Source organism: Streptomyces sp. NBC_00285, from assembly GCF_036174265.1.
Taxonomy (GTDB): domain Bacteria; phylum Actinomycetota; class Actinomycetes; order Streptomycetales; family Streptomycetaceae; genus Streptomyces.
Genome location: NZ_CP108055.1, coordinates 9,748,569 through 9,769,279, shown reverse-complemented (window position 1 = coordinate 9,769,279; position 20,711 = coordinate 9,748,569). Strand labels below are relative to the sequence as shown.

General features: G+C 70.5%; 18 protein-coding genes. 9 read left to right on the top strand and 9 right to left on the bottom strand.

Features of this window, described 5'->3' with window-relative positions; genetic code table 11:
* Window positions 1-151: 151 nt before the first annotated feature.
* On the bottom strand, window positions 152-1,189 hold the full coding sequence (locus tag OHT57_RS44675) for a M56 family metallopeptidase (RefSeq protein ID WP_328752705.1): 1,038 nt from the start codon (window positions 1,187-1,189) through the stop codon (window positions 152-154).
* Between the two features lie 4 nt (window positions 1,190-1,193).
* Window positions 1,194-1,619 (bottom strand): BlaI/MecI/CopY family transcriptional regulator, encoded by a 426-nt coding sequence (locus OHT57_RS44670; protein ID WP_328752704.1) that lies wholly within the window; start codon window positions 1,617-1,619, stop codon window positions 1,194-1,196.
* Between the two features lie 142 nt (window positions 1,620-1,761).
* On the opposite strand from OHT57_RS44670, the gene OHT57_RS44665 reads away from it, so the two are divergent.
* Both OHT57_RS44665 and OHT57_RS44660 read left to right on the top strand, forming a co-directional pair.
* Window positions 1,762-3,150 (top strand): MGDG synthase family glycosyltransferase, encoded by a 1,389-nt coding sequence (locus tag OHT57_RS44665; protein ID WP_328752703.1) that lies wholly within the window; start codon window positions 1,762-1,764, stop codon window positions 3,148-3,150.
* The gene (locus OHT57_RS44660) at window positions 3,147-3,929 is read left to right on the top strand and encodes a polysaccharide deacetylase family protein (RefSeq protein ID WP_328752702.1); all 783 of its coding nucleotides are present in this window, start codon (window positions 3,147-3,149) and stop codon (window positions 3,927-3,929) included. Before OHT57_RS44665 ends, OHT57_RS44660 begins: the two co-directional genes overlap by 4 nt.
* 5 nt (window positions 3,930-3,934) lie before the next feature.
* On the opposite strand, the gene OHT57_RS44655 is transcribed toward OHT57_RS44660, so the two are convergent.
* Window positions 3,935-5,182, bottom strand: coding sequence for an MFS transporter (locus OHT57_RS44655; RefSeq protein ID WP_328752701.1), 1,248 nt, complete (start codon window positions 5,180-5,182; stop codon window positions 3,935-3,937).
* A 132-nt stretch (window positions 5,183-5,314) separates the two neighbouring features.
* Between OHT57_RS44655 and OHT57_RS44650 the strand changes: the two genes are divergently transcribed.
* The gene (locus tag OHT57_RS44650) at window positions 5,315-5,983 is read left to right on the top strand and encodes a DedA family protein (RefSeq protein WP_328752700.1); all 669 of its coding nucleotides are present in this window, start codon (window positions 5,315-5,317) and stop codon (window positions 5,981-5,983) included.
* 283 nt (window positions 5,984-6,266) lie between these two features.
* On the opposite strand, the gene OHT57_RS44645 is transcribed toward OHT57_RS44650, so the two are convergent.
* The gene (locus OHT57_RS44645) at window positions 6,267-7,157 is read right to left on the bottom strand and encodes a COG4705 family protein (RefSeq protein ID WP_328752699.1); all 891 of its coding nucleotides are present in this window, start codon (window positions 7,155-7,157) and stop codon (window positions 6,267-6,269) included.
* Between the two features lie 298 nt (window positions 7,158-7,455).
* Between OHT57_RS44645 and OHT57_RS44640 the strand changes: the two genes are divergently transcribed.
* The 4 genes from OHT57_RS44640 to OHT57_RS44625 all read left to right on the top strand — a co-directional run bounded on the left by OHT57_RS44640 (window position 7,456) and on the right by OHT57_RS44625 (window position 13,458).
* Complete coding sequence (locus OHT57_RS44640) at window positions 7,456-8,028, top strand: PadR family transcriptional regulator (protein ID WP_328752698.1); 573 nt, start codon at window positions 7,456-7,458, stop codon at window positions 8,026-8,028.
* 98 nt (window positions 8,029-8,126) lie between these two features.
* Window positions 8,127-9,851: an acyl-CoA dehydrogenase family protein gene (locus OHT57_RS44635; protein ID WP_328752697.1), complete on the top strand. Its 1,725-nt coding sequence runs from the start codon at window positions 8,127-8,129 to the stop codon at window positions 9,849-9,851.
* A gap of 353 nt (window positions 9,852-10,204) precedes the next feature.
* Complete coding sequence (gene ligA, locus OHT57_RS44630; RefSeq protein WP_328752696.1) at window positions 10,205-12,292, top strand: NAD-dependent DNA ligase LigA; 2,088 nt, start codon at window positions 10,205-10,207, stop codon at window positions 12,290-12,292.
* A gap of 314 nt (window positions 12,293-12,606) precedes the next feature.
* Window positions 12,607-13,458 carry a hypothetical protein gene (locus OHT57_RS44625; protein ID WP_328752695.1) on the top strand — a complete coding sequence of 284 codons (852 nt, stop codon included), beginning with the start codon at window positions 12,607-12,609 and terminating at the stop codon, window positions 13,456-13,458.
* A 208-nt stretch (window positions 13,459-13,666) separates the two neighbouring features.
* On the opposite strand, the gene OHT57_RS44620 is transcribed toward OHT57_RS44625, so the two are convergent.
* Window positions 13,667-14,161, bottom strand: a complete 495-nt coding sequence (locus OHT57_RS44620; protein ID WP_328752694.1) for an NUDIX domain-containing protein — start codon at window positions 14,159-14,161, stop codon at window positions 13,667-13,669.
* 162 nt (window positions 14,162-14,323) lie between these two features.
* Between OHT57_RS44620 and OHT57_RS44615 the strand changes: the two genes are divergently transcribed.
* Complete coding sequence (locus OHT57_RS44615; protein WP_328752693.1) at window positions 14,324-15,130, top strand: MEDS domain-containing protein; 807 nt, start codon at window positions 14,324-14,326, stop codon at window positions 15,128-15,130.
* Window positions 15,127-16,095 (top strand): sensor histidine kinase, encoded by a 969-nt coding sequence (locus OHT57_RS44610; protein ID WP_328752692.1) that lies wholly within the window; start codon window positions 15,127-15,129, stop codon window positions 16,093-16,095. Before OHT57_RS44615 ends, OHT57_RS44610 begins: the two co-directional genes overlap by 4 nt.
* Here OHT57_RS44610 and secD read toward each other — a convergent pair.
* From secD to OHT57_RS44590, 4 genes are all read right to left on the bottom strand, one after another.
* Complete coding sequence (gene secD / locus OHT57_RS44605; protein WP_328752691.1) at window positions 16,073-18,358, bottom strand: protein translocase subunit SecD; 2,286 nt, start codon at window positions 18,356-18,358, stop codon at window positions 16,073-16,075. The genes OHT57_RS44610 and secD overlap by 23 nt on opposite strands.
* A 69-nt stretch (window positions 18,359-18,427) precedes the next feature.
* Window positions 18,428-18,832 carry a hypothetical protein gene (locus OHT57_RS44600; protein ID WP_328752690.1) on the bottom strand — a complete coding sequence of 135 codons (405 nt, stop codon included), beginning with the start codon at window positions 18,830-18,832 and terminating at the stop codon, window positions 18,428-18,430.
* Between the two features lie 68 nt (window positions 18,833-18,900).
* The gene (locus OHT57_RS44595; protein ID WP_328752689.1) at window positions 18,901-19,566 is read right to left on the bottom strand and encodes a response regulator transcription factor; all 666 of its coding nucleotides are present in this window, start codon (window positions 19,564-19,566) and stop codon (window positions 18,901-18,903) included.
* On the bottom strand, window positions 19,563-20,516 hold the full coding sequence (locus tag OHT57_RS44590) for a HAMP domain-containing sensor histidine kinase (protein ID WP_328753507.1): 954 nt from the start codon (window positions 20,514-20,516) through the stop codon (window positions 19,563-19,565). Before OHT57_RS44590 ends, OHT57_RS44595 begins: the two co-directional genes overlap by 4 nt.
* Window positions 20,517-20,711 lie beyond the last annotated feature (195 nt).

Below are 20,711 nucleotides of genomic sequence, written 5' to 3'. Positions count from 1 at the left end.
CATCACGATCGTTCGGGTCTCCTTTTCGGAAGGCCCACACCGCACTGCCGAACCAACACACGGTCACCGACAGGCATGGCCTGCGGGGTCGCTCAGCCGGGGGAGGACGACCGGTATCCCTCCGGCGGCCGTGTCCGCGCACAGACCCCGGTCACTTCCTGGCGGCCTCGGCGGGAGGTGCCGGGCGCTCCCCGCCCGGGTGGGACGAGCCGGGCGGACCGCAGCAGATCTCGGGGCCGCCCCACCGGTGGTCTGTCACCGTCCTACCCGTGGAGGTCTCGGCCTGCCGCGCGCACTGGGCACTGTCGACCATGTGGTCGCTGTCCGATGCCGCATGGGCGAGGCTCGTGCAGCACGCGGCGAGCAGGACGCCGCCCGCCACCAGGGGCAGGGTCCGGCGCCGGGGCGGCGGGCCCAGCAGGGCGCGCACCCGCTGCGGCACCACGCCGCCGGTCGCGGCCAGGGCGACAGGACGTGCCACGCCGGCGGATGCCAGGGCGGCGCGACCGACGGCGCGGGCGACGACCGTGCGATCGCCGACCTGGGCCGCGGCCTCCTCGTCGGCCCAGCGTTCCAGGACGAAGTCTCCGGCGACGGCCAGTGGCCGCAGCAGCGGGTTCAAGGCCGCGGTGAGGCGCCACAGGCTCTGGAAGAGGTGATGGCGACCGCGCAGATGCGCGCGCTCGTGCGCGAGCAGGGCGACGCGCTCCTGGCCGCCGAGGCAGTGCAGCATCCCGCGGGACACCACGATGCGTCCCGGGTTCCCGGGCAACGCGAAGGCGATCGGGGCGTCGTCGTCCAGGACCGCCAGTTCCGTCTCCGCCGGCAGCCGGGCGCACTCCCGCCACGCCCGGGCCAGGTGGCGTGTCTGCCGTACGGCGGCCACGCCCAGCGATACGACACCCGCGGCCAACATCAGGGCACTGGCGGCCGCGACGACCACATACACCGGGTCCTGGGCGCGCAGTGCGGCCACCGACCAACTGCCTTCCTCCGCGACCTCCGGGATCTGCGCGACGCCGGTGAAGGCCAGCAGCGCCAACGAGCCTGCCCAGCCGGCCGCCGTCACGAGCGCGGCACAGGCCAGCGCCCAGGCAGCGGGGCGCGGGGGCAGCATGGGCGCGAGTCGGGGTGCGAGTACGGCGAGGACGGCCGTGACGGCGAGCGGGACGTAGACGCTGATCAGCACGGAGCTACGACCTCCGGCCCGGGCGGCCGTCCTCGGGTCGGGCGTCGTGCCCGGACAGCAGCTGCTGCAGCACGTGCTCGTCCTGTGGGGAGAGCTCCGACACGAAGCGGGCCAGCACCGCCTCTCGGTCGGAGCCGCCCTCCAGCAGGGAGTGCATGCATTGGGCGGTGTGGGACGCCTCGTCGCGGGCGGGCTCGTAGGCGTAGCCCCGGCCCTCGCGCCGGCGGACGAGCATGCCCTTGTCGTGCAGCCGGGTCAGGATGGTCAGGACGGTCGTGTAGGCCAGGTCGCCCGGCAGCGTTTCCCGGACCTGGCCGGCGGTCAGGGGGCCGTCGGCAGCCCAGAGCGCGGCGAGCACATCGCTCTCCAGTTCGCCGCGCGCCCGCCTGCCGGACGCTTCGCGGGCGCCCCCGTCCCCTCGTTCGTCCACCAGATGCCTCCGTTCGCCGTCCGTTCGCACAGACTACCCAGCCATCTCCTACTAGTCGTAGGAGGTATGCTCCGGGCTTCGAAGCGCGAACTACTACAACTCGTAGAGTTCCGTCGCTCCCGTCACCCGCGGAGGATGACCCATGCCCCACGCCGCACCCACGGCGCCCGGACCCGCGCACCCGGTCGCCGTTCCTGCGCAGCGCCCCGCGACGCCCGGCCAGGGGCGGGTCGCGATCGTCTCCGCGAGTGTCGGAGCCGGTCATGACGGCGCCGCCACCGAGCTCGCCCGGCGCCTGGGCGCGCAGGGCTACGCCGTGGACCGCTTCGACCTCCTGGACCTGCTCCCCGCCCATCTGGGCCGCACGGTCCAGGAGGGGTATCACCGGATGCTGGTGCGCGCCCCGTGGGCCTACCAGCGGATCTACTCCAGCACCGAGCGCGCCGGGGGCGGCGGCACGGTGGCGCGGACCTTGCTGCGCTCGGCGCAGGACCGGGTGCTGCGCGCCCTGCCGCCGGGCACCGGAGCAGTCGTCTCCACCTACCCGGGAGCCAGCCGGGTGCTGGGGAACCTGCGCCTGGACGGGCGGTTGGCCGTGCCCGTCCTCACCTATCTGACCGACTTCTCCGTGCATCCGCTGTGGGTCGCACCGGGTGTGGACGTCCACCTCGCCGCCCACGCCGTGCCCGCCGCACAGGCGCGAGCCGTCGGGGCGCGGGACGTGCGGGTGCGCGGGCCGGTGACCGACCCGCGCTTCGGTCCCTGCGACGCACGGCAGCGCGCCGACGCACGGGACCGGTTCGGGCTGCCGCGCAACGCCCCGCTGGCGTTGCTGGTCGCCGGGTCCTGGGGGGTGGGGCCGGTGCGCACCGTGGCCCGGGAGCTGCGTGACTGCGGTGCCGCCGTGCCCGTCGTCGTGTGCGGGCACAACGACACCCTGGCCGAGCAGCTGCGCGCGGACGGTATCGAGCACGCCTTCGGCTGGGTCGACGACATGTCCTCCCTGATGCACGCCGCCGATGTCCTCGTCCAGAACGCCGGCGGGCTCACCTCGCTGGAAGCGTGCGCCTCCGGCCTGCCCGTGGCCAGTTACCGTTGCATACCGGGCCACGGGCTGACCAACGCCGCCGCCCTGGACGAGGCCGGCACGGCCGTGTGGATACGCGAGCCGGCCGACCTCAAGGCGGTACTCCACGATCTGATCGACGGACCGCTCGGGCATCGGCAACGGGCAACCGGGCTCGCCCTGTTCGCCCGGACCCCGGACGGCGGCCCGGCGGCCGAGATAGCCCGCGTGCACCGTGCGGGGCTCCCCGCCCCGGAGGGGCGTACCGCCGCACGGCGCCCTCGTGTCCCGCTCCGGCTCGCCGCCACCGCCGCCCTCGCGTCCGCCGTGTGGGCGGGCACCGCCGCCACAGGGATCGCCACGACACACGACGCTCCGGACCTCTTCCACGCCGTCAGTCACCGCCTCGACCCGGACGGCCCCGCGCCGGGCCGCACCTCCCCGCGAGGAGGCCGCCACTCGTGAACACAGCCCGCACGCTGCGCACGGCTGCCCTCGCCGCCCTGCCTGCGCTCGCCGCCGTCCATGCCGCGCCGGTCCTCTCCACCTTCGGACCGCTGCGCAACCGGGTCATGCCCCGCCTCGCGGGCCGGGGCCGCCCGGACCACGTCGCCCTGACCTTCGACGACGGTCCCGACCCCCGCTCCACCCCGCAATTCCTGCGTCTGCTCGCCGGGCGCCGGGTGCACGCCACGTTCTTCCTGCTCGGCAGCGAGGCACACCGCTCCCCCGGCCTGGTCCGCGAGATCGCCGCGGCCGGCCACGAGATCGGCGTCCACGGCTGGCAGCACCGCCCCCTGCTGCTGCGCGGCCCGCGCGCCACCTACGACGACCTGCGCCGGGCCCGCGACACCGTCGCCGAGATCACCGGGCGGCAGCCGACACTGTTCCGACCGCCGTACGGCGTCATGTCGACGGCGGCTCACCTGGCGGCCGGCCGTCTCGGCCTCGACCCGGTGCTGTGGACCTGCTGGGGAGAGGACTGGACGGCACGCGCCACCCCGCGGTCCGTCCACCGCACCGTCACCGCCGACCTAGACGGCGGCGGCACGATTCTGCTCCATGACTCCGACTGCACCTCCGCGCCCGAAGCGTGGCGCTCGGCGCTGGGCGCCCTCCCCCGGATCCTGGACACCTGCGCCCAACGGGGCTACGGGGTAGGCCCGTTGAGCGACCACGGACGCCCTCCGCTCCGCTCCCCCTCGCGTATGCTTCTCGCTCTTCGAACGCCCGCGACTCTGTGAGCTCTCTACCTCCCTGGAGTCGTGTGCGCGGCCCGAGTGCTCCACAGCAGGACGAGCGCGGCGGCCTGGATCCCGGCGACGGTGAAGACCAGAGCGGGAACGGAGACGTCGTACAGGGCTCCGGTCAGTGCCCCGCCGACCAGCGCGGCCGCGCCCAGGATCCCGGCGAACAGGCCATACGCGGTGGCCCGTCGGCCACTCGGCACCAAGTCGGCGACGGTCGCGCGCAGCGTGGATTCCTGTACACCGACGGCGGCGCCCCACACCAGGGAACCGGCCATGGCGATCCACAGCGTGGAGGTGAAGGCAAGGGCCGGAACGACGGCGGACAGCAGTGGCAGCACGATCAGAACACGGGCGCCGAACCGGTCGTACAGCCAGCCCGTCGCCAGGGCCGCCAGGGCGTCCGCGGCCATGGCCGCCGCGTACAGCACGGGCACCGCCGCGGCGGACATGAGATGGCGGGTCACCAGGTGGTAGGAGAGGACTCCGAAGGTGGCGAACCCCGTCAGCGTCGCCGCCGTGAAGGCCGCGTACGCCCAGAAGGCGCGCGGCAGCCGTACGTCCTCGGGCGGGACGGAGTACGGGACGTCGGACACCGGGACAGGGACGCCGGCGGCCCGCTCGTAGTCGATCGGGTCGGGGACCCTGGCACGCAGCCACACGAGCAGGGCGATCGCGGCCGCGCCGGGCAGTGCGAGCACGCCGAGTGCGGGCGCGTAGTCGTCACCGGTGAGGGCGAGGATGCCGGCCACCGTGAGCGGACCGAGCAGCGCACCGACCTGGTCCATCGCCTCGTGGACGGCGAAGCCACGCCCGCGGCCCGTGGCGGCGGTGGCGTGCGAGAGCAGCGTGTCCTTCGCCGGGGAGCGCACCGCCTTCCCGACCCGTTCGGCGACCACCAGAGTGCACGCCACCCACAGGATGCCCGCCAGGCCGAGCACCGGGACGCTGACCGCGGTCAGGACGTAGCCGGCGATCGTCCACGCCCAGAACCGGCGGCTTCGGTCGGTCAGCGGTCCGGACACCAACCGCAGTCCCAGCGCGGCGGCCTCCCCCGCCCCCGTGACCACGCCCACCACGGCCGCCGAGGCGCCCAGATGGGCGAGCAACGGACCGGTGACGGAGCGCGCGCCTTCGTAGGCGAAGTCCATCAGGAGGCTGACGCTCCCGAACACCACGACGAAGCGCCACGGCGACAGGCGCGGGGCGGGTCGGCCAAGCGGTGCGGACGCGGAGGGGGTGGGTCTCACGTCTTCTCCTTGGGGCTGTCCTCGTCGACCCGGGAAACATCTACTACATCATGTAGAGGTAGGCTCGGTGGGGAAGTTCCAGCAGAACCGTGGGTTCGTGGGAAATTTCGTCTGCCGGAAAGGCCTCTGTCCATGTCCGCACCGCTCCATCCGGCGTCGTACCTGGCCGTGAACGTACTCGACGCCCACTCGCTGCTGGCGGCATTCGGCGTGCTGGGGGTCGGGGTGGTGCTGTTCGCCGAGACGGGCCTGCTGGTCGGGTTCTTCCTGCCGGGCGACTCGCTGCTGTTCACGGCCGGACTGCTGTGCACGGGGTCCGCCGACAAGAGTGTGCACCTGTCCCTGGGGCCGTTGCTGGTCGCGGCCGCGGCGGGTGCGCTGGCCGGCGCCCAGTGCGGCTATCTGCTCGGCCGCAAGGCGGGCGGAGCACTGCTGGCCCGCAGCCGCTCAGGGCGTCTGCACGACGGCGCGAGACGGGCCGAGGAGTTGCTGGAGCGGTACGGGCACGCCAAGGCCATCGTGCTGGCCCGGTTCGTGCCGGTGGTGCGGACCGTGCTCAACCCGATGGCCGGCGCTCTGGAAGTGCCGGTGCGGACGTTCACGCTGTGGCAGGTCGTCGGCGGACTCGCATGGAGCATCGGACTCACGCTCGCGGGGTATGCGCTGGGCTCTTCGATCCCGAATGTCGACCGCTATCTGCTGCCGCTGGTGGCGCTGGTCGTTGTCGTGTCGCTGATTCCTCTCCTGGTCGAGGTGTACCGGGCCCATCGGGGCGCCAAGCCCGAGGGAGGCGACAGGTGATCATGTCCTTCGACGGGGCGTAGACCGACGGCTGGACGTGTCTGGACGTGGCGCGTCCGGCCCGGCATGGGCCGGACGGCACGTTTCTTTTGGTTGACGTACTGCCTGCCGGTCGGTCGCCACGCGCCTCAGACCGTTGCTGTACGCCCACGGACACGACGGCGCGGGCCCGCTGCCTCTCGCGCGAAGCCTGCCCCTCGTCGTCGACGGCGAGGTGTCCCGCGATAGCGGGCACACCCCAGGCGTACGCCCCCCGGTCGATCCGCCTGCCGGGTGACCCGACTCAGCCGACCTGCCGGGCGACCGGCTTCCGCTCCGCCGTACGCGAGGCGACGTTCCGGCGCTCCCGCAGCTGCGCGTAGCCCGTCAAGCCGAGCAGGAGGGCGAGCAGTACGGCCGACGAGCCCGCGGTACCAAGGTCCAGACCCCCCTTGACCACCGGCTTGGTCAGGAAGTCTCCCGCGGTGGCTCCCAAGGGGCGGGTGAGGACGAACGCGGCCCAGAACAGCAGCACGTTCGGCACCGCGGCCACCTTCATCAGGACGACGAGGACGGCCAGCGACCCGGCCACGAGCAGTGCGCCACCGGCGTAGCCGAGGCCGGAGCTGTCGGAAAGGAAGTCACCCATGGAGGTGCCCAGGGTGTTGGAGACGAGGATCGCCGACCAGAACAGCGCCTCGCCGCGGAAGGTGACGATGTCACGAATCCGGAAGGTCATGCCGGTCGCCCTCCAGACGGCGAAGACCGCCAGCAGGATCGAGAAGAGGATCGCGGCTCCTGCCGGGTAGCCCAGCCCCAGACCCTGCGGACCCCAGCCGAGCGAACCAGCCCCGCTCGAGAGGTACTTCGCGCCGGCGTCACGGTTCATGAAGTCGGACATCGTGGTACCGGCCATGCTGGTCGAAAGGATCACGGTCCAGTAGAGGTACGGCCTGTAATGACCGGACCTGAGCTGGACGACCAGAGTCACCACGAAGATGAGGAACAGCACGATCGTGGTGAGGAAGTAGCCGAGCCCGAGGGTCTGCGAGAAGAGGTCGCCGGCGGTCTCGCCCAGGGTGGTCGCGGCGATCTTCATGATCCAGAAGGCAAGCGTCACTTCCGGGAGTTTCTTCATCACCGACTTGGTCGTGCTCGCGACGTCGAGGCCGGTGAGGAATTCGGATTGCTGCAAGGTGGGGGCTCCTGTGCGGTCGTACGGCAGGACGCGGCCCCGCGAGAGGCAGCAGCCCTGTGAGCAGCAGCGACCGCGCAGCGGCCATCGCCACGAGGGACTTTGCCAGCGCCGGGATGAACGCATCCTGAACGTCGCCAGCGTGTCCCCTGCGCCCCCCGGTCGGGTGACAAAGCCGCAGGGCGCGCATCGAGCAAGGTCGTGACGGCGACGCAGGGTTCACGTCCGGGCGTGAGCCATGTCGCATCGGGGTGCGTGACACTTGCTATGCAACGAGTTGCATAGCACGATCGTCGCCATGGCGCTCGAACACGCGATCCTGGTATCGCTCTTGGAGAAGCCCGGATCCGGCTATGAGCTGGCCCGGCGTTTCGAGCGGTCGATCGGCTATTTCTGGACCGCGACCCACCAGCAGATCTATCGCGTACTCAAGCGCATGGAGAACGACGGCTGGGTCGACGCCCATGACGTCCCGCAGCAAGGCCGGCCGGACAAGAAGGAGTACTCCGTCGCCGGCCTCGGCCGGACCGCGCTCTCCTCGTGGTTGCACGCCCCGATCGAACCGGAGAGCGTCCGTCACGACCTGGCGGTGAAGATCCGCGGCGCCGCCTTCGACGACCCGGCCGCCCTGATCCGCGAGGTGGAACGGCACCGGCAGGCCCACCAGGACCGACTGGCGCACTATCTCGCGGGCCAGAAGCGGGACTTCACGGGCCCCGAGGCGTCCGCGGCCGCCGCGGACGCACCCCTTGACGCCGAGCGAGAACTCCAGCACGCCGTACTGCGCGGCGGCATCGCCTACGAGCAGATGATGGCCGGCTGGCTGGACGACGTGCTCGCGACGCTGACCCGGTTCGATCCGGCCCACTGACCGCCACCGCACCGGCCGGCCACTCCTCCCCTACGGCTGCCGCAGCCGCCGCACCTCCCGATCCCCCTCCGTCCACCAGCCGAAAGGGACCCCTCACCATGGCGGACCAACTGCTCTTCAACCCGCGCACCTACGACCCCGCGCACTTCGACCCCGAGACGCGCCGCTTGTTGCGTGCCACCGTCGACTGGTTCGAGGAGCGTGGGAAGCGGCAGTTGATCGAGGACTACCGCACCCGCGCGTGGCTCGGCGACTTCCTGGCCTTCGCCGCTAAGGAGAACCTCTTCGCCACCTTCCTGACACCTTCCTCGGCCGCCGGGGAGGGGGAGCCGGACAAGCGGTGGGACACCGCCCGTATCGCCGCGCTCAACGAGATCCTCGGCTTCTACGGCCTGGACTACTGGTACGCCTGGCAGGTCACCATCCTCGGCCTCGGCCCGGTCTGGCAGAGCGACAACGCCGCCGCCCGCGCCCGCACCGCGGAACTCCTCGCCCAGGGTGAGGTGTTCGCGTTCGGACTGTCCGAGAAGACCCACGGCGCCGACATCTACTCCACCGACATGCTGTTGGAGCCCGACAGCGACGGCGGCTTCCGCGCCACCGGTTCCAAGTACTACATCGGCAACGGCAACGCCGCCGGACTCGTCTCCGTCTTCGGCCGCCGTACCGACGTCGAGGGCCCCGACGGCTACGTGTTCTTCGCCGCCGACAGCCGTCACCCGGCCTACCACCTGGTCAAGAACGTCGTGGACTCGTCCAAGTTCGTCAGCGAGTTCAGCCTGGAGAACTACCCCGTAGCCTCCGAGGACGTCCTGCACACCGGCCGCGCAGCCTTCGACGCCGCCCTCAACACGGTCAACGTCGGCAAGTTCAACCTGTGCACCGCCTCGATCGGCATCTGCGAACACGCGATGTACGAGGCCGTCACCCACGCCCACAACCGCATCCTGTACGGCCGCCCCGTCACTGCCTTCCCGCACGTACGACGCGAGCTGACCGACGCATACGTCAGGCTCGTCGGCATGAAGCTGTTCAGCGCCCGCGCTGTCGACTACTTCCGCTCCGCCGGCCCCGACGACCGCCGCTACCTGCTCTTCAACCCGATGACGAAGATGAAGGTGACCACGGAGGGCGAGAAGGTCATCGACCTGATGTGGGACGTGATCGCCGCCAAGGGCTTCGAGAAGGACAACTACTTCAGCCAGGCGGCCGTGGAAATCCGCGGTCTGCCGAAGCTGGAGGGCACGGTCCACGTCAACCTGGCCCTGATCCTGAAGTTCCTGCGCAACCATCTCCTCGACCCGGCCGACTACCCCGGGGTGCCGGCCCGCCTCGACGCGGCCGACGACGACTTCCTCTTCCGTCAGGGGCCGGCCCGCGGCCTGGGCTCGGTGCGCTTCCACGACTGGCGCCCGGCCTTCGAGGCGTACGCACATCTGCCCAACGTCGCCCGCCTGCGCGAACAGGCCGACGCGCTCTGCGAGTTCGTCGCCACGGCCGCCCCCGACGCGGAGCAGAGCCGCGACCTCGACCTGCTCCTCGCGATCGGCCAGCTCTTCGCGCTCGTCGTACACGGTCAACTCGTCCTGGAACAGGCAGAGTTGACCGGACTCGACGAGGACGTACTGGACGAACTCTTCGGCGTCCTCGTACGGGACTTCTGCGTGCACGCCGTCGAACTGCACGGCAAGGACTCGGCGACCGAACAACAGCAGGCCTGGGCGATCGCTTCACTCCGACGACCGGTCATCGACGAGGCACGCACAGAGCGGGTCTGGCAACAGGTCGAAGCGCTGTCCGGCGCGTACGAGATGGCCCCGTAGGAACGCCGCGCGCTTGCACCGGCGGCTGCGCCCCCACGGGCCCGGCCACCGGTCCGACGGGCCCTTTGCTGAAGCGCCTCCGTTCATGTTCGTCCGCAGGGCCCGCCGCCAGGGCGGTCCGTGAGGCCGAACAGAATCGCTGACCGCACTCTCCGCTCATGAGCGGCCTCGACGGCATTCCGAAGGCCGCCTCGTCGCGAGCGGGGAAGCCGCCAGGAGTGGGGGCATGCCCGTGTTTGCTCTGCCGTCGTCTCGCGGACCGGTGGTACCGGTTCTCCGACTCTCGAAGCACTGCTGCCACCGGCTCGCAGGTCGGCGGGCCGTTGTCAGTGGTGGCAGGCAGGATGACGGACATGACCACACCCACTGCTCAGATCGTGGACGCCGCCGCCTACGCCCAGGCGGTCGAGGATGCCGTGAAGGCCGCAGCCGCCTACTACACGGGCGGCACCTCACCGCTCGGCGACGACGCCTACGACCAGTTGGTGCGCGGCATCGCAGCGTGGGAGGCCGACCGTCCGGACGAGGTCCTGCCCGGCTCGCCGACCGGGAAGGTGGCCGGCGGGGCCGTGGAGGGCGATGTCCCGCACACGGTGGCGATGCTGAGCCTGGACAACGTGTTCTCCCCGGAGGAGTTCACCGCCTGGACCACGTCGCTGTCCCGCCGCATCGGTCACGAGGTCGAGCAGTTCAGTGTCGAGGCGAAGCTGGACGGCCTCGCGGTCGCCGCCCGCTACACCCGCGGCCGGCTCACCCGGCTGATCACCCGCGGCGACGGCACAGCCGGGGAGGACGTCAGCCATGCGATCGGCACCATCGAAGGACTGCCCCTCGAGCTGACCGAGCCGGTCACGGTGGAGCTGCGCGGCGAGATCCTCATGACCACCACCCAGTTCGAGCACGCCAACGAGGTGCGCACCGAGCACGGCGGTCAGCCGTTCGCGAATCCCCGGGGCGCCTCGGCGGGCACCCTACGGGCCAAGGACCGTGACTACACGGTGCCGATGACGTTCTTCGGCTACGGCCTGCTGCCCCTGCCGGAGACCGAGAAGGGGCTCGCCGTACAGCTGGGCGAGGCCGCGCACAGCGAACTGATGGACCAAGCTGCCACCTACGGCGTGAACACCACCGCCACCACCGCGGTGCCCGGCATCACCACCACCGGCGTCGAGGAGACCCTGGCCCGGGTGCAGGAGATCGCCGCACTGCGCGCGGACCTGCCGTTCGGCATCGACGGAGTCGTCATCAAAGCCGACCTGGCCGCCGACCAACAGGCGGCCGGAGCGGGGTCGCGGGCCCCTCGCTGGGCTGTCGCCTACAAGCTTCCGGCCGTCGAGAAGATCACCCGGCTGCTCGCAGTGGAGTGGAACGTGGGCCGGACCGGAATCATCGCCCCGCGCGCCGTCCTTGAGCCGGTCATCATCGACGGCGCCACCATCACCTACGCCACCCTGCACAACCCGGCCGACATCACCCGCCGCGACCTTCGCCTGGGCGACCACGTCATGGTGCATCGGGCCGGCGACGTCATCCCCCGCGTCGAGGCCCCTGTGGCGCACCTGCGCACCGGTGAGGAGCAGCCGATCGTCTTCCCGGAATCATGCCCGCACTGCGGGTCCGGCATCGACACCAGTGAGCAGCGCTGGCGGTGCGAGAACGGTCGCAACTGCCACCTGGTCGCCGCCCTCTCCTACGCCGCCGGCCGCGACCAGCTCGACATCGAAGGCCTTGGCGCCACGCGCGTCGTCCAGCTCGTCGACGCCGGCCTGGTCACCGACCTCGCGGACCTGTTCACCCTCACCCGCGAGCAGCTCCTGGATCTGGAGCGGATGGGCGCAACCAGCACCGACAACCTCCTGGCCGCGATCGCAGCGGCCCGGAGCCGGCCGCTGTCCCGGGTGCTGTGCGCGCTCGGCGTACGGGGCACCGGCCGCTCCATGTCCCGCCGGATCGCGCGGTACTTCGCCACCATGGACAACATCCGGGCCGCGGATGCGGAAGCGATGCAGCAGGTCGAGGGCATCGGCACCGAGAAGGCCCCTTCCATCGTCGCCGAACTCGCCGAACTCGCCCCGCTCATCGACAAGCTCGCCGCCGCCGGGGTCAACATGACCGAACCCGGCGCCACGCCCCCTGCCGTCACGGTTGTCGATGCCGACAGCGGCGCGGGAAGTGCGGAGACAGCGGACGGGCCGCTGGCCGGAATGACGGTGGTCGTGACCGGCGCAATGACCGGCGCCCTGGAAAAGCTCAGCCGCAATCAGATGAACGAACTCATCGAACGGGCCGGGGGTCGTTCTTCCTCCAGTGTCTCCCGCAAAACCACCCTGGTTGTCGCAGGCGAAGGCGCCGGATCCAAGCGCGCCAAAGCGGAAGACCTCGGTGTCCGGCTGGCCTCGCCGGACGAATTCGCCACCCTCATCGCCGCCTTCCTCGAGTAACTACGCGAGGTCGCCTCGGGGCGCTCAGACAGGTGACGTGCATACGGGGCGGTACTTGCGTGGCGAAGTGCGTGGTTTCACGGATGCCGCACCATGCCCTGTGGCACGTACTGTCCCGATGTGGTTCACGCCCTTCAACCAGCTGCTCGGCCTGGGATTTCTCGACGGCCGCAGCAGTGTGTCGCGGGGCGCGCCTGCGCCCGACGGCGGAAGTGCATCATTGCCGATTTTCCACAGGCTTTACGTACATACCACGTCAACAGGCCCGACCGGGAAGGCAGTTCGGCGGGTCCCTTCGTACCAAAGGTAGTCACATGCGTATACGTGTCACAGCCGCCATGTTCTCCGCTGCCGTCGTTGTGTCCGCACTCGCTCTTCCGGCAACCGCTCAGGCGGCGGAGCGTCCGGGTGCACCGGCAGGCCTCGGCGTCTTCGCCGCGAAGTCAGTCCATCCGTACGACTCGTTGGGCAGCATGAAGTTCTCGAAGGCTGTCATCAACGGCGGCAAGGACATCGTCCTGGGCGTCACGACCAAGAAGAACGTCACCGTCACGTATGTCGCCACCAGTTCGAGCGGGGTCGCGCTCACGGAAGCCTTCCTCTGGCAGGGCACGGACAGCTCCAGTACGGACACCATCACCGGTTCCCTGGGCACCGACGACGATCCCGCCTGCGTCGAGTCCACGTCCCAGACCGGCGTCTACGCCTGCACAGCCGTCTTCCACATCAACGCCGCCTCGGACTTCAAGGACAACGGTGCGGCCGGGACCTGGAAGCTGTTCCTCGGCGGTTACGACCTCTACGCGAATGCCAGTTACGACGACAACGTCGCCACCACCAAAATCAAGAGAGCCTCGCAGCTGACCGTCAACGCCAGCCCGGAGCCGGTGAAGAAGGGCAAGACCATCACCGTCGTCGGCAGCCTGAAGCGGGCCAACTGGACCAACGGCACCACCGCCGGCTATGCGGGGCAGAAGGTGTTGCTGCAGTACCGCAAGAAGACCAGCCAGACCTACACCACCCTCAAGTCCGTTACCAGCGGCACCGGCGGCGCCCTCAAGTCGACCACCAAGGCCACGGCCGACGGCTACTACCGCTACTCGTTCCCGACCAACACCACGACCGGCGCGTCCTCGGCGGCCGGCGACTACGTCGACGTCAAGTAACGTCCGGCGCACACCCTTTGGCACAGGCTCCACGCGTTCACTGCAGCCGTCGGCCGGCGTCAACGCGTGGAGTGCGCCACGGCGATCGCGCTGCACACGGGGCCGGAAGCTGGGCAGGCTGCCAGGCGAGCAGGTGCACGACACCGTCGTCGCGCATCCGCGTGGGGGGGGCAAGGTCGACGGCCTCAAACGCCGCCCGGACACGGCGTCAGAGCCCGAGCAGGACCGGCTCGGCCGGAACACCGGAGGTGATCAGGGCCGTCAACGGAGTCGCGAGGTCGCGGGGCGAGAACAGGTCGGGACCGTCGTAGCCGGCGATCTCACGCGGGTGCCACCACTTCAGGCCGCTGATGTTCTCGGCGGCGAGCTCGTCGTCGGACAGCGTTCCGCGAGGACTGAACCGGGCCGTGCGTACGAGGAAGTAGTCGTTCACGACGCCGTCGTAGCCCGCGGCGTGTCCCGGTGCCACGACTTCCTGGTGCCACACGTGGGGTGGAGGGGTCGTGACCGTGAGTCCCACCTCCTCCTGCAGTTCGCGGTGCAGTGCGGCGAGGAGGGTCTCCTGCGGCTCGACGCCTCCGCCGGGAGCTGCCCACACGACCGTTCCCACAGGTTCGGGAATCGCGAACCGGCAGAGAAGGATGCAGTTGTCCGCATCGAGGATGATCGCGCGCACTGCGTGGCGCAGACTCACGGACGGCATTCGGACACGCTATCCGACTGGGCTACGGAACAGGCGAGGGACAGATTTTCTGCACCGGCGCAGGCCCGTGACCTGCCCGATCTCCGTACTGCTTAACGATCTTCTGTTCGGACCAGTATTCTCGGTGTCCCAGGACGGGTTGGAAGGTCGGAAGGGGACCAGGTGAGATCGGCGCGGACGTTGGCCACGTTCGACGACGTCGAGCTCGGCGACCATGTCTGCTGGCACACGGACCCAGCCGCCGCGGCCCCGGCCGACGTACTCGCCTACGTGGCCGACGGCGCCCTGTACGGCGACAAGATCGTGGTGGTCGGATCCGCCGGTGCCGTCTCCGGTCTGGCCCGTGACGCGGTGCCGTCCGCCTCGGTGATTCTCGACTTTCCCCGCGTTGCGGATCTCGACTCCGTCCTGGCCGCGGTGCGCCGGGAAGCCCGTACCGCGGCCCGCGAGGGCTACCGGTCGGTGCGCGTGCTGACGGAGCGGGTGCCTGCGACAGCGCCCAGCGGGACCGAGGACCTGCTGGCCCAGGAACTGAAGCTCGACGAGTTCGCCTCGGAGAGCAACGCCATCGTGCTCTGCGCCTTCCAGCCGTCACAGTGGGACGCGCCTACTCTGGAACATGTGGCAGGTGTGCACCCGCACGAGATGGGCAGGCGCGCTGCACGTCCGGCTTTCCGGATGTACAGCACGGGTGCCGACAGCTGGAGCGTTGACGGAGTGATCGATTCGGAGTGCGCGGACACCTTCAACCTCGCGGTACGCGCGGCGGTCCGGTTCTCACCCAAGATGACGCTGCGCTTCGACACTCTGGACATGATCGACGCCGCTGGTATGCACGCCCTGGTCGACGCCGCGCGTCACCTGCCGGACCGCCGGATCGTCGTGGAGGGCGCCAACGAGACCGTACGGCTGTGCTGGGACCTCGCCGGCTACGCGACACCCGGACTGCCGGTGGTGATGGCCGCATGACCTCGATCTCGCCGTCAATGCCGCCCGGGGAGGCCGAGCCGTTCTTCCGCCACGAGCTCTACCCCTATCGCGGGGACGCGCAGTTCCTGTCCGGGACGCTGGGATACATCCACGAGGCCCTGGAAGGCGGCGAGGCCGTGGTCGTCGCCGTCCCTTCGGACAAGGTGTCGCTCCTGCGCGGCGAACTCGCCGAGGAGTCCGCCGTCACCTTCGTCGACACCACGGCGCTCGGACCCAACCCCGGCCGGCTCGTCGGCGCCTGGGTGGCGTGGATGGAGGAGCGCGGCGCGGGCAACAGGCCGGTGCGGGGCATCGGGGAGACGGCCTGGCGCGAGGCCCGCAGCGCCGCGCACCTCTCTGAACTGCGCTACCACGAGTGGCTCTTGAACCGGGCCTTCGCCCGCAGCTCCGCCTGGTCGATGCTGTGCCCTTACGACAATGCCGACGACGACCAGAGCGCTCTGCAGTCCTTGTCCCGCTGCCACCCGCTGATCCGCCAGGACAGCCACTACGTCCGCAACGAGGGCTACCTCACGGCCGGCGAGTATCCCTTCGACGCCCTGAATCCCCCGTGCGATCCCTTCCAGGAACTGAGCTACACACATGGCGACCTGGCCGCGATCCGCTCGAAGGTCGCCCAGTGCGCGGCGGACGCGGGCGTCCGGGAGGATAAGCAGCACAAGCTGGCCGTCGCCGTCACAGAGATCGCCACGAACAGCATCCGGCACGGTGGGGGCGGCGGGACCCTGCGCACCTGGACCCAGGACTCGACGTTCCTGTGTGAGTTCCGCGACGCCGGCTACATCGCCGACGTGATGGCCGGCCGTGCCCGCCCCACCGTCGACCAGATCGGCGGCCGCGGCCTGTGGCTGGTCCACCAGCTGTGCGACCTGGTCGAGATCCGCTCCACCCGGGACCACGGCACCACCATCCGCATCCACATCAACGTGCCCCACCACAGCTGACGATCCCGGACTCCGGATGCGGTGAACGCGCCACCTGGGTGCGGTGCCTGTGCAGTTCTATGGCCAGTGGTGTGGCTGTGAACATCGAGGAGTAGGTGCCCACCACGAGGCCGATGAGGAGGGCGAGAGCGAAGTCGGTCAGGGTGTCGCCGCCGAGGACGGCCAGTGCGCTGAGGATGAACGCGGCACCCATGCCGGTGTTGACGGTGCGGGGAAGGGTCTGCACAAGAGCCTGGTTGGCGTTGCGCGCGAATGACCTCTTCTTCTCGCTCCGGCCCAGTTCCCTGAGCCGGTCGAAGACGACGACGGAGTCATTGACGGAGTAGCCGATGACCGTCAGCAGCGCGGCCAGGAAGACGCCGTCGACGGACTTGCCGAGCCAGGCGAAGACGCCGATGAGGATCACGACGTCATGGGCGAGGGCGGCGACCGCGGAGGTTCCCAGCAGCCAGCGGAAGCGTGCCGCGAGATAGACGAGCTGGGCGATGAGGGCGACGACGAGGGCGGTCAGGGCGCCGTGCCGCAGTTCCTTGCCGAGGCTGGGCCCGATGGCCTCGTCGCGGATCTTGTCGGCTCGCGGCGCCAGGTCGGTGACGGTGTCGGTGATGGCCACTGCTTGGGCGTTGGTCAACTGGTGGGTGCGGACGGTGAGTTGGTTGTCGCCGGAGCTCTGCACGACGGCCCGGGGGAACCCTGCGTCGGCGAGCGCGCTGCGGGCCCGGTCGGCGTCGACGGGGGTGGCCGTGGTGTATTCGATGAGGCGGCCGCCGGTGAATTCGACACCGAGGTCGAGGCCGCGCGCCACGATGCCCGAAGCAGCGAGGACGAGGACGCCGGCTGACACGGCCAGCCATCGCCGCGGATGGCGCATCAGGTTCGGGTCGGCGCGGCTCAGGCGGTCGCGGACGGTGCCGGTGTGCGCGATGCCGGTGAGGCGGGGGCGGCGTCGCAGACGGGGACGGGCGACGACGTACTCGGCGAGGGCACGGGTGACGACCAGAGCGCTCAGCATGGAGGCGAGGACGCCGATACCCAGCGTGACACCGAACCCGCGTACGGGGCCCGAGCCGAGGAAGAACAACAGGCCGGCGGCGATCAAGGTGGTGATGTTGGAGTCGGCGATCGCGCTGAAGGCCCTGCGGAACCCGGCGGCCAACGACGACCTCGGGGTGGGCCGGCCGTGGGAGGCGTACTCCTCGCGAGCGCGTTCGAAGACGAGCACGTTGGCGTCGACCGCCATGCCGATGGCCAGCACGAAGCCGGCGAGGCCAGGCAGGGTGAGGGTGGCGCCGAGGGCTGCGAGGGCCGCGTAGGAGATGAGGCCGTAACAGGCCAGGGCCACCGTCGCCAGGACGCCCATGATCCGGTAGACGGCGATGATGAACAGCGAGGTCAGCACGGTGCCGATGACGGCGGCCCAGGCGCTGGCGGTGATGGCTTCGGCGCCCAGCGTGGGGCCGACGGTGCGCTGCTCGATCGTCTCGACCGGCACCGGGAGGGCGCCTCCGTTGATGAGCAGCGCCAGGTCCTTGGCTTCGCGGTCGTCGAAGGTTCCGGTGATCCGGGTGGAACCGCCGCTGATGCCGGACCCGCAGGCGATGGACGGGTCGACCTGCGGCGAAGAGATGATTGTGTCGTCCAGGACGATGGCGACCCGGCGGGACGGATCCCCGGCCGCGTGGCATGCGGCCTCGCCGGTCAGGCGGGCCCAGCCCCTTTCACCCGCTCCTTCGAAGTCGACGGTGACGTGCCATCCGCCGCCCTGCTGGTCGAAGCGGGCGGCTGCCTTCTCGACGTCCTTGCCGGTCAGCGCGGCCGTCCCAAGGCGCAGGTGTCGGCCGGACTCGTCGGCCAGCACCTGCTCGCGGGGCCGTTCGGGCAGCGGTTCGGGCAGGCTGTCCGGGCCGGCGGCCGCACCGAGTACCTGGTGGAAGGTGAGCTGGGCGGTGCGGCCGAGCACGTCGGCCGCCTCACGGGGATCCTGCAGGCCGGGCAGTTCGACGACAATCCGGTCGTTGCCGGAGCGCGCGATGGTGGGTTCGGCGACACCGAGCGCGTCGATACGGCCGCGCAGCACCTCCACGGTGCGGTCCGTCGCCTCTTCGCCGGCGTCGGCAGCGGCGGTGGGGCGGGTTTCCAGCACGATCTGGGTGCCGCCCCGCAGATCGAGTCCGAGGTGGACGGGCACGGTGAGGGCGACGTACAGGGACAGGGCTACGGCAGCGAGGGCGATCAGTCCTCTGATGTGCGGGGATCGGTTCACTGGGGGCCTCCGGCAGGCACACCTCGGCCGGGAGAAGAGTGGCCGAGGTCGGGAAGGAGAGGGAAGGGTTCAGATGCCGGAGGACAGGGGTGGTGCGCGCACCCCGTGACGGTGTGCCGGTGGCTCCGGCACGGGTGGGCCTGCTGCCGCGACCGGAGACCGTGCGGGCGGGAGCGGGGCCGTCCCTGTGGCGGGCGACGCACCCGGGGCGGAGACCGGCGGAGCATGACGCTCACCGGCGGCATCCCGGTGGCTCCGAACGGCCGCGGCGGAGACGGCCGGGTCAGCGTTGTCCGCGTAAGACTCGCCGTGCACGGAGTCGGCCACGACCACCGCGCCGCCCCGGACACCGGAGGGCTCACCGCCCGGGACGCATGGGCCGAGCAGGGTGATGAGGACGGCGAGCAGGACCACCCACACCGCTGCCGCGCCCGGGCCGCGCGTACGCGGAACGGAGTGCGTGAAGCGGGCCATCCCCTCTCTCCCTTCCCTCCTCGATACCGGTGGCGGCCCCGCCCGCAGCTCTGCGGCAGCCGTTCGGTTCAGGCTTCGATCAGGCCGGCGCGGATCGCGTATCGGGTGAGTTCCAGCCGGTCACGCAGCCCGAGTTTGTGCAGCAGGTTCTCCCGGTGCCGGTGGACGGTCTTGATGCTGATGAAGAGCATCTCGGCGATCTCCTTGGAGGAGTGGCCCTCGGCCACGAGTTTGAGGACCTCTTCCTCGCGCGCGGTCAGGATCTGCTCGGGCGGCTCCTCACCGTGGCGGACCCGGTCGAGGTAGTTGCGGATGAGCGCCGTGACCGCACCCGGATACAGGAAGGGCTCGTCCCGCATGGCGGCCCTGCACGCCGCCACCAGGTCGCGGTCGGCCACCGACTTCAGCACATATCCGCCCGCACCGGCCTTCAACGCCTGGAAGAAGTACTGCTCGTTGTCGTGCATCGTCAGCATCAGCACCCGCACTCCGGGTTTCAGCGCGAGAAGTTCCCGGGTGGCCTGCAGTCCGGTCATCCGGGGCATGGCGATGTCCATCACCGCCAGGTCGATCTCGTGGGTGCGGGCCAGGTCGATGGCCTCCGCGCCGTCCCCGGCCTCGGCGACGACCTCGAGGTCCGGCTCCCGGTCGAGGATGAGCCGCACTCCGCGCCGTACCAGGGCGTGGTCGTCGGCGAGGAGGATACGGATCACGGATGTGTCGGGCGTGGTCATGGCTGCTTCCTGAGGTGGGGCACGGTCAGCCGGACCGTCGTACCGGCCTGCGGCTGCGAGGTGACATCCAGGGTGGCTCCGATCAGCAGGGCCCGTTCCCGCATTCCGCGCATCCCGGCACCTTCGCTGGCGGCCCCGGTGCCACGGCCGTCGTCGACGACGGCCAGCGTCACCTCCTCGCCGGTGTGCCGCAGACTCACCTCGACCTGGCCGGCCTCGGCATGGCGGGCCGCGTTGGTCAGCGCTTCCTGTGCGACGCGGTACAGCACCAGTTCCGTCTGCTGGTCCAGCAGGGGCAGGCCGGTGTCGAAGCGGCGGACCACGCGCAGCCCTACGTGGGTGGCGAACTCGCCGGTCAGGGAGGTCAGGGCGCTGACCAGACCGAGGTCCTCGAGCACGCCCGGCCGCAGCCGCCGTACCAGACGCCGTACCTCGTCCAGGCTCCCCCGGGTGATCTCCTGCGCCTGCCGCAGTTCACCGCGCAGGGGTTCGTCCGCCTCGGCGGCGGCCCGCTCCAACGCGAGCAGGATCGCGGTCATGGTCTGGCCCACCTCGTCGTGCAGTTCCTGGGCGATGCGGCGCCGCTCCGCTTCCTGTGCGAACAGGGCGCGGGCGCTACTGGAGGCCCGTTCGTGTTCGAGGCGCTCGATCATGGCGTTGAAGGTGCGGATCAGTTCGGCGGTCTCGCCACGGCCCCCTTCCGGCAGCCGTTGCCCGGGGCGCAGCAGATCGACGGTGGTCATCAGCCGTGTGAGACGGTCGAGCGGTGCCAGGCCGATCCGCAGCAGGGCCGCGTTGGCGACGAGCATGACGACCAGACCGGCCACGAGGATGATCGCCTCGGTCAGCACCACCGGCACGGACACCGTCACCGGAGCCCACAGCAGCAGCGCGGTGGCGCTTCCCAGCACGACCGCGTTGAGCGCGAAGATCCGCCAGAACAGGGACACCTGGATGACGCCTTTCCTCGTGAGACACGGTTTTGTCTCCACGGTCGGCCACCGCGCAGCCTGGACGCGAGCTGCGCGTCCACTGGCCCTGACCGGCCTGCTGTCCAGGTTGCCCGCTGTCTGTTCCGCCGTCGATGGGCTCCAATGCCCATTTCCCGATCCTCGGCTGCCCACGTGGTGATGGGTCCTGGGCCG

Bases quoted from the DNA above. Each gene is read 5' to 3' on its own strand.
- OHT57_RS44620 (WP_328752694.1), bottom strand. From the start codon at position 14,161: ATGCCGTCCGTGAGTCTGCGCCACGCAGTGCGCGCGATCATCCTCGAT.
- OHT57_RS44600 (WP_328752690.1), bottom strand. From the start codon at position 18,832: ATGGCCCGCTTCACGCACTCCGTTCCGCGTACGCGCGGCCCGGGCGCG.
- OHT57_RS44610 (WP_328752692.1), top strand. From the start codon at position 15,127: ATGACCTCGATCTCGCCGTCAATGCCGCCCGGGGAGGCCGAGCCGTTC.
- OHT57_RS44635 (WP_328752697.1), top strand. From the start codon at position 8,127: ATGGCGGACCAACTGCTCTTCAACCCGCGCACCTACGACCCCGCGCAC.
- OHT57_RS44640 (WP_328752698.1), top strand. From the start codon at position 7,456: ATGGCGCTCGAACACGCGATCCTGGTATCGCTCTTGGAGAAGCCCGGA.
- OHT57_RS44665 (WP_328752703.1), top strand. From the start codon at position 1,762: ATGCCCCACGCCGCACCCACGGCGCCCGGACCCGCGCACCCGGTCGCC.
- OHT57_RS44595 (WP_328752689.1), bottom strand. From the start codon at position 19,566: ATGACCACGCCCGACACATCCGTGATCCGTATCCTCCTCGCCGACGAC.
- OHT57_RS44650 (WP_328752700.1), top strand. From the start codon at position 5,315: ATGTCCGCACCGCTCCATCCGGCGTCGTACCTGGCCGTGAACGTACTC.
- ligA (WP_328752696.1), top strand. From the start codon at position 10,205: ATGACCACACCCACTGCTCAGATCGTGGACGCCGCCGCCTACGCCCAG.
- OHT57_RS44625 (WP_328752695.1), top strand. From the start codon at position 12,607: ATGCGTATACGTGTCACAGCCGCCATGTTCTCCGCTGCCGTCGTTGTG.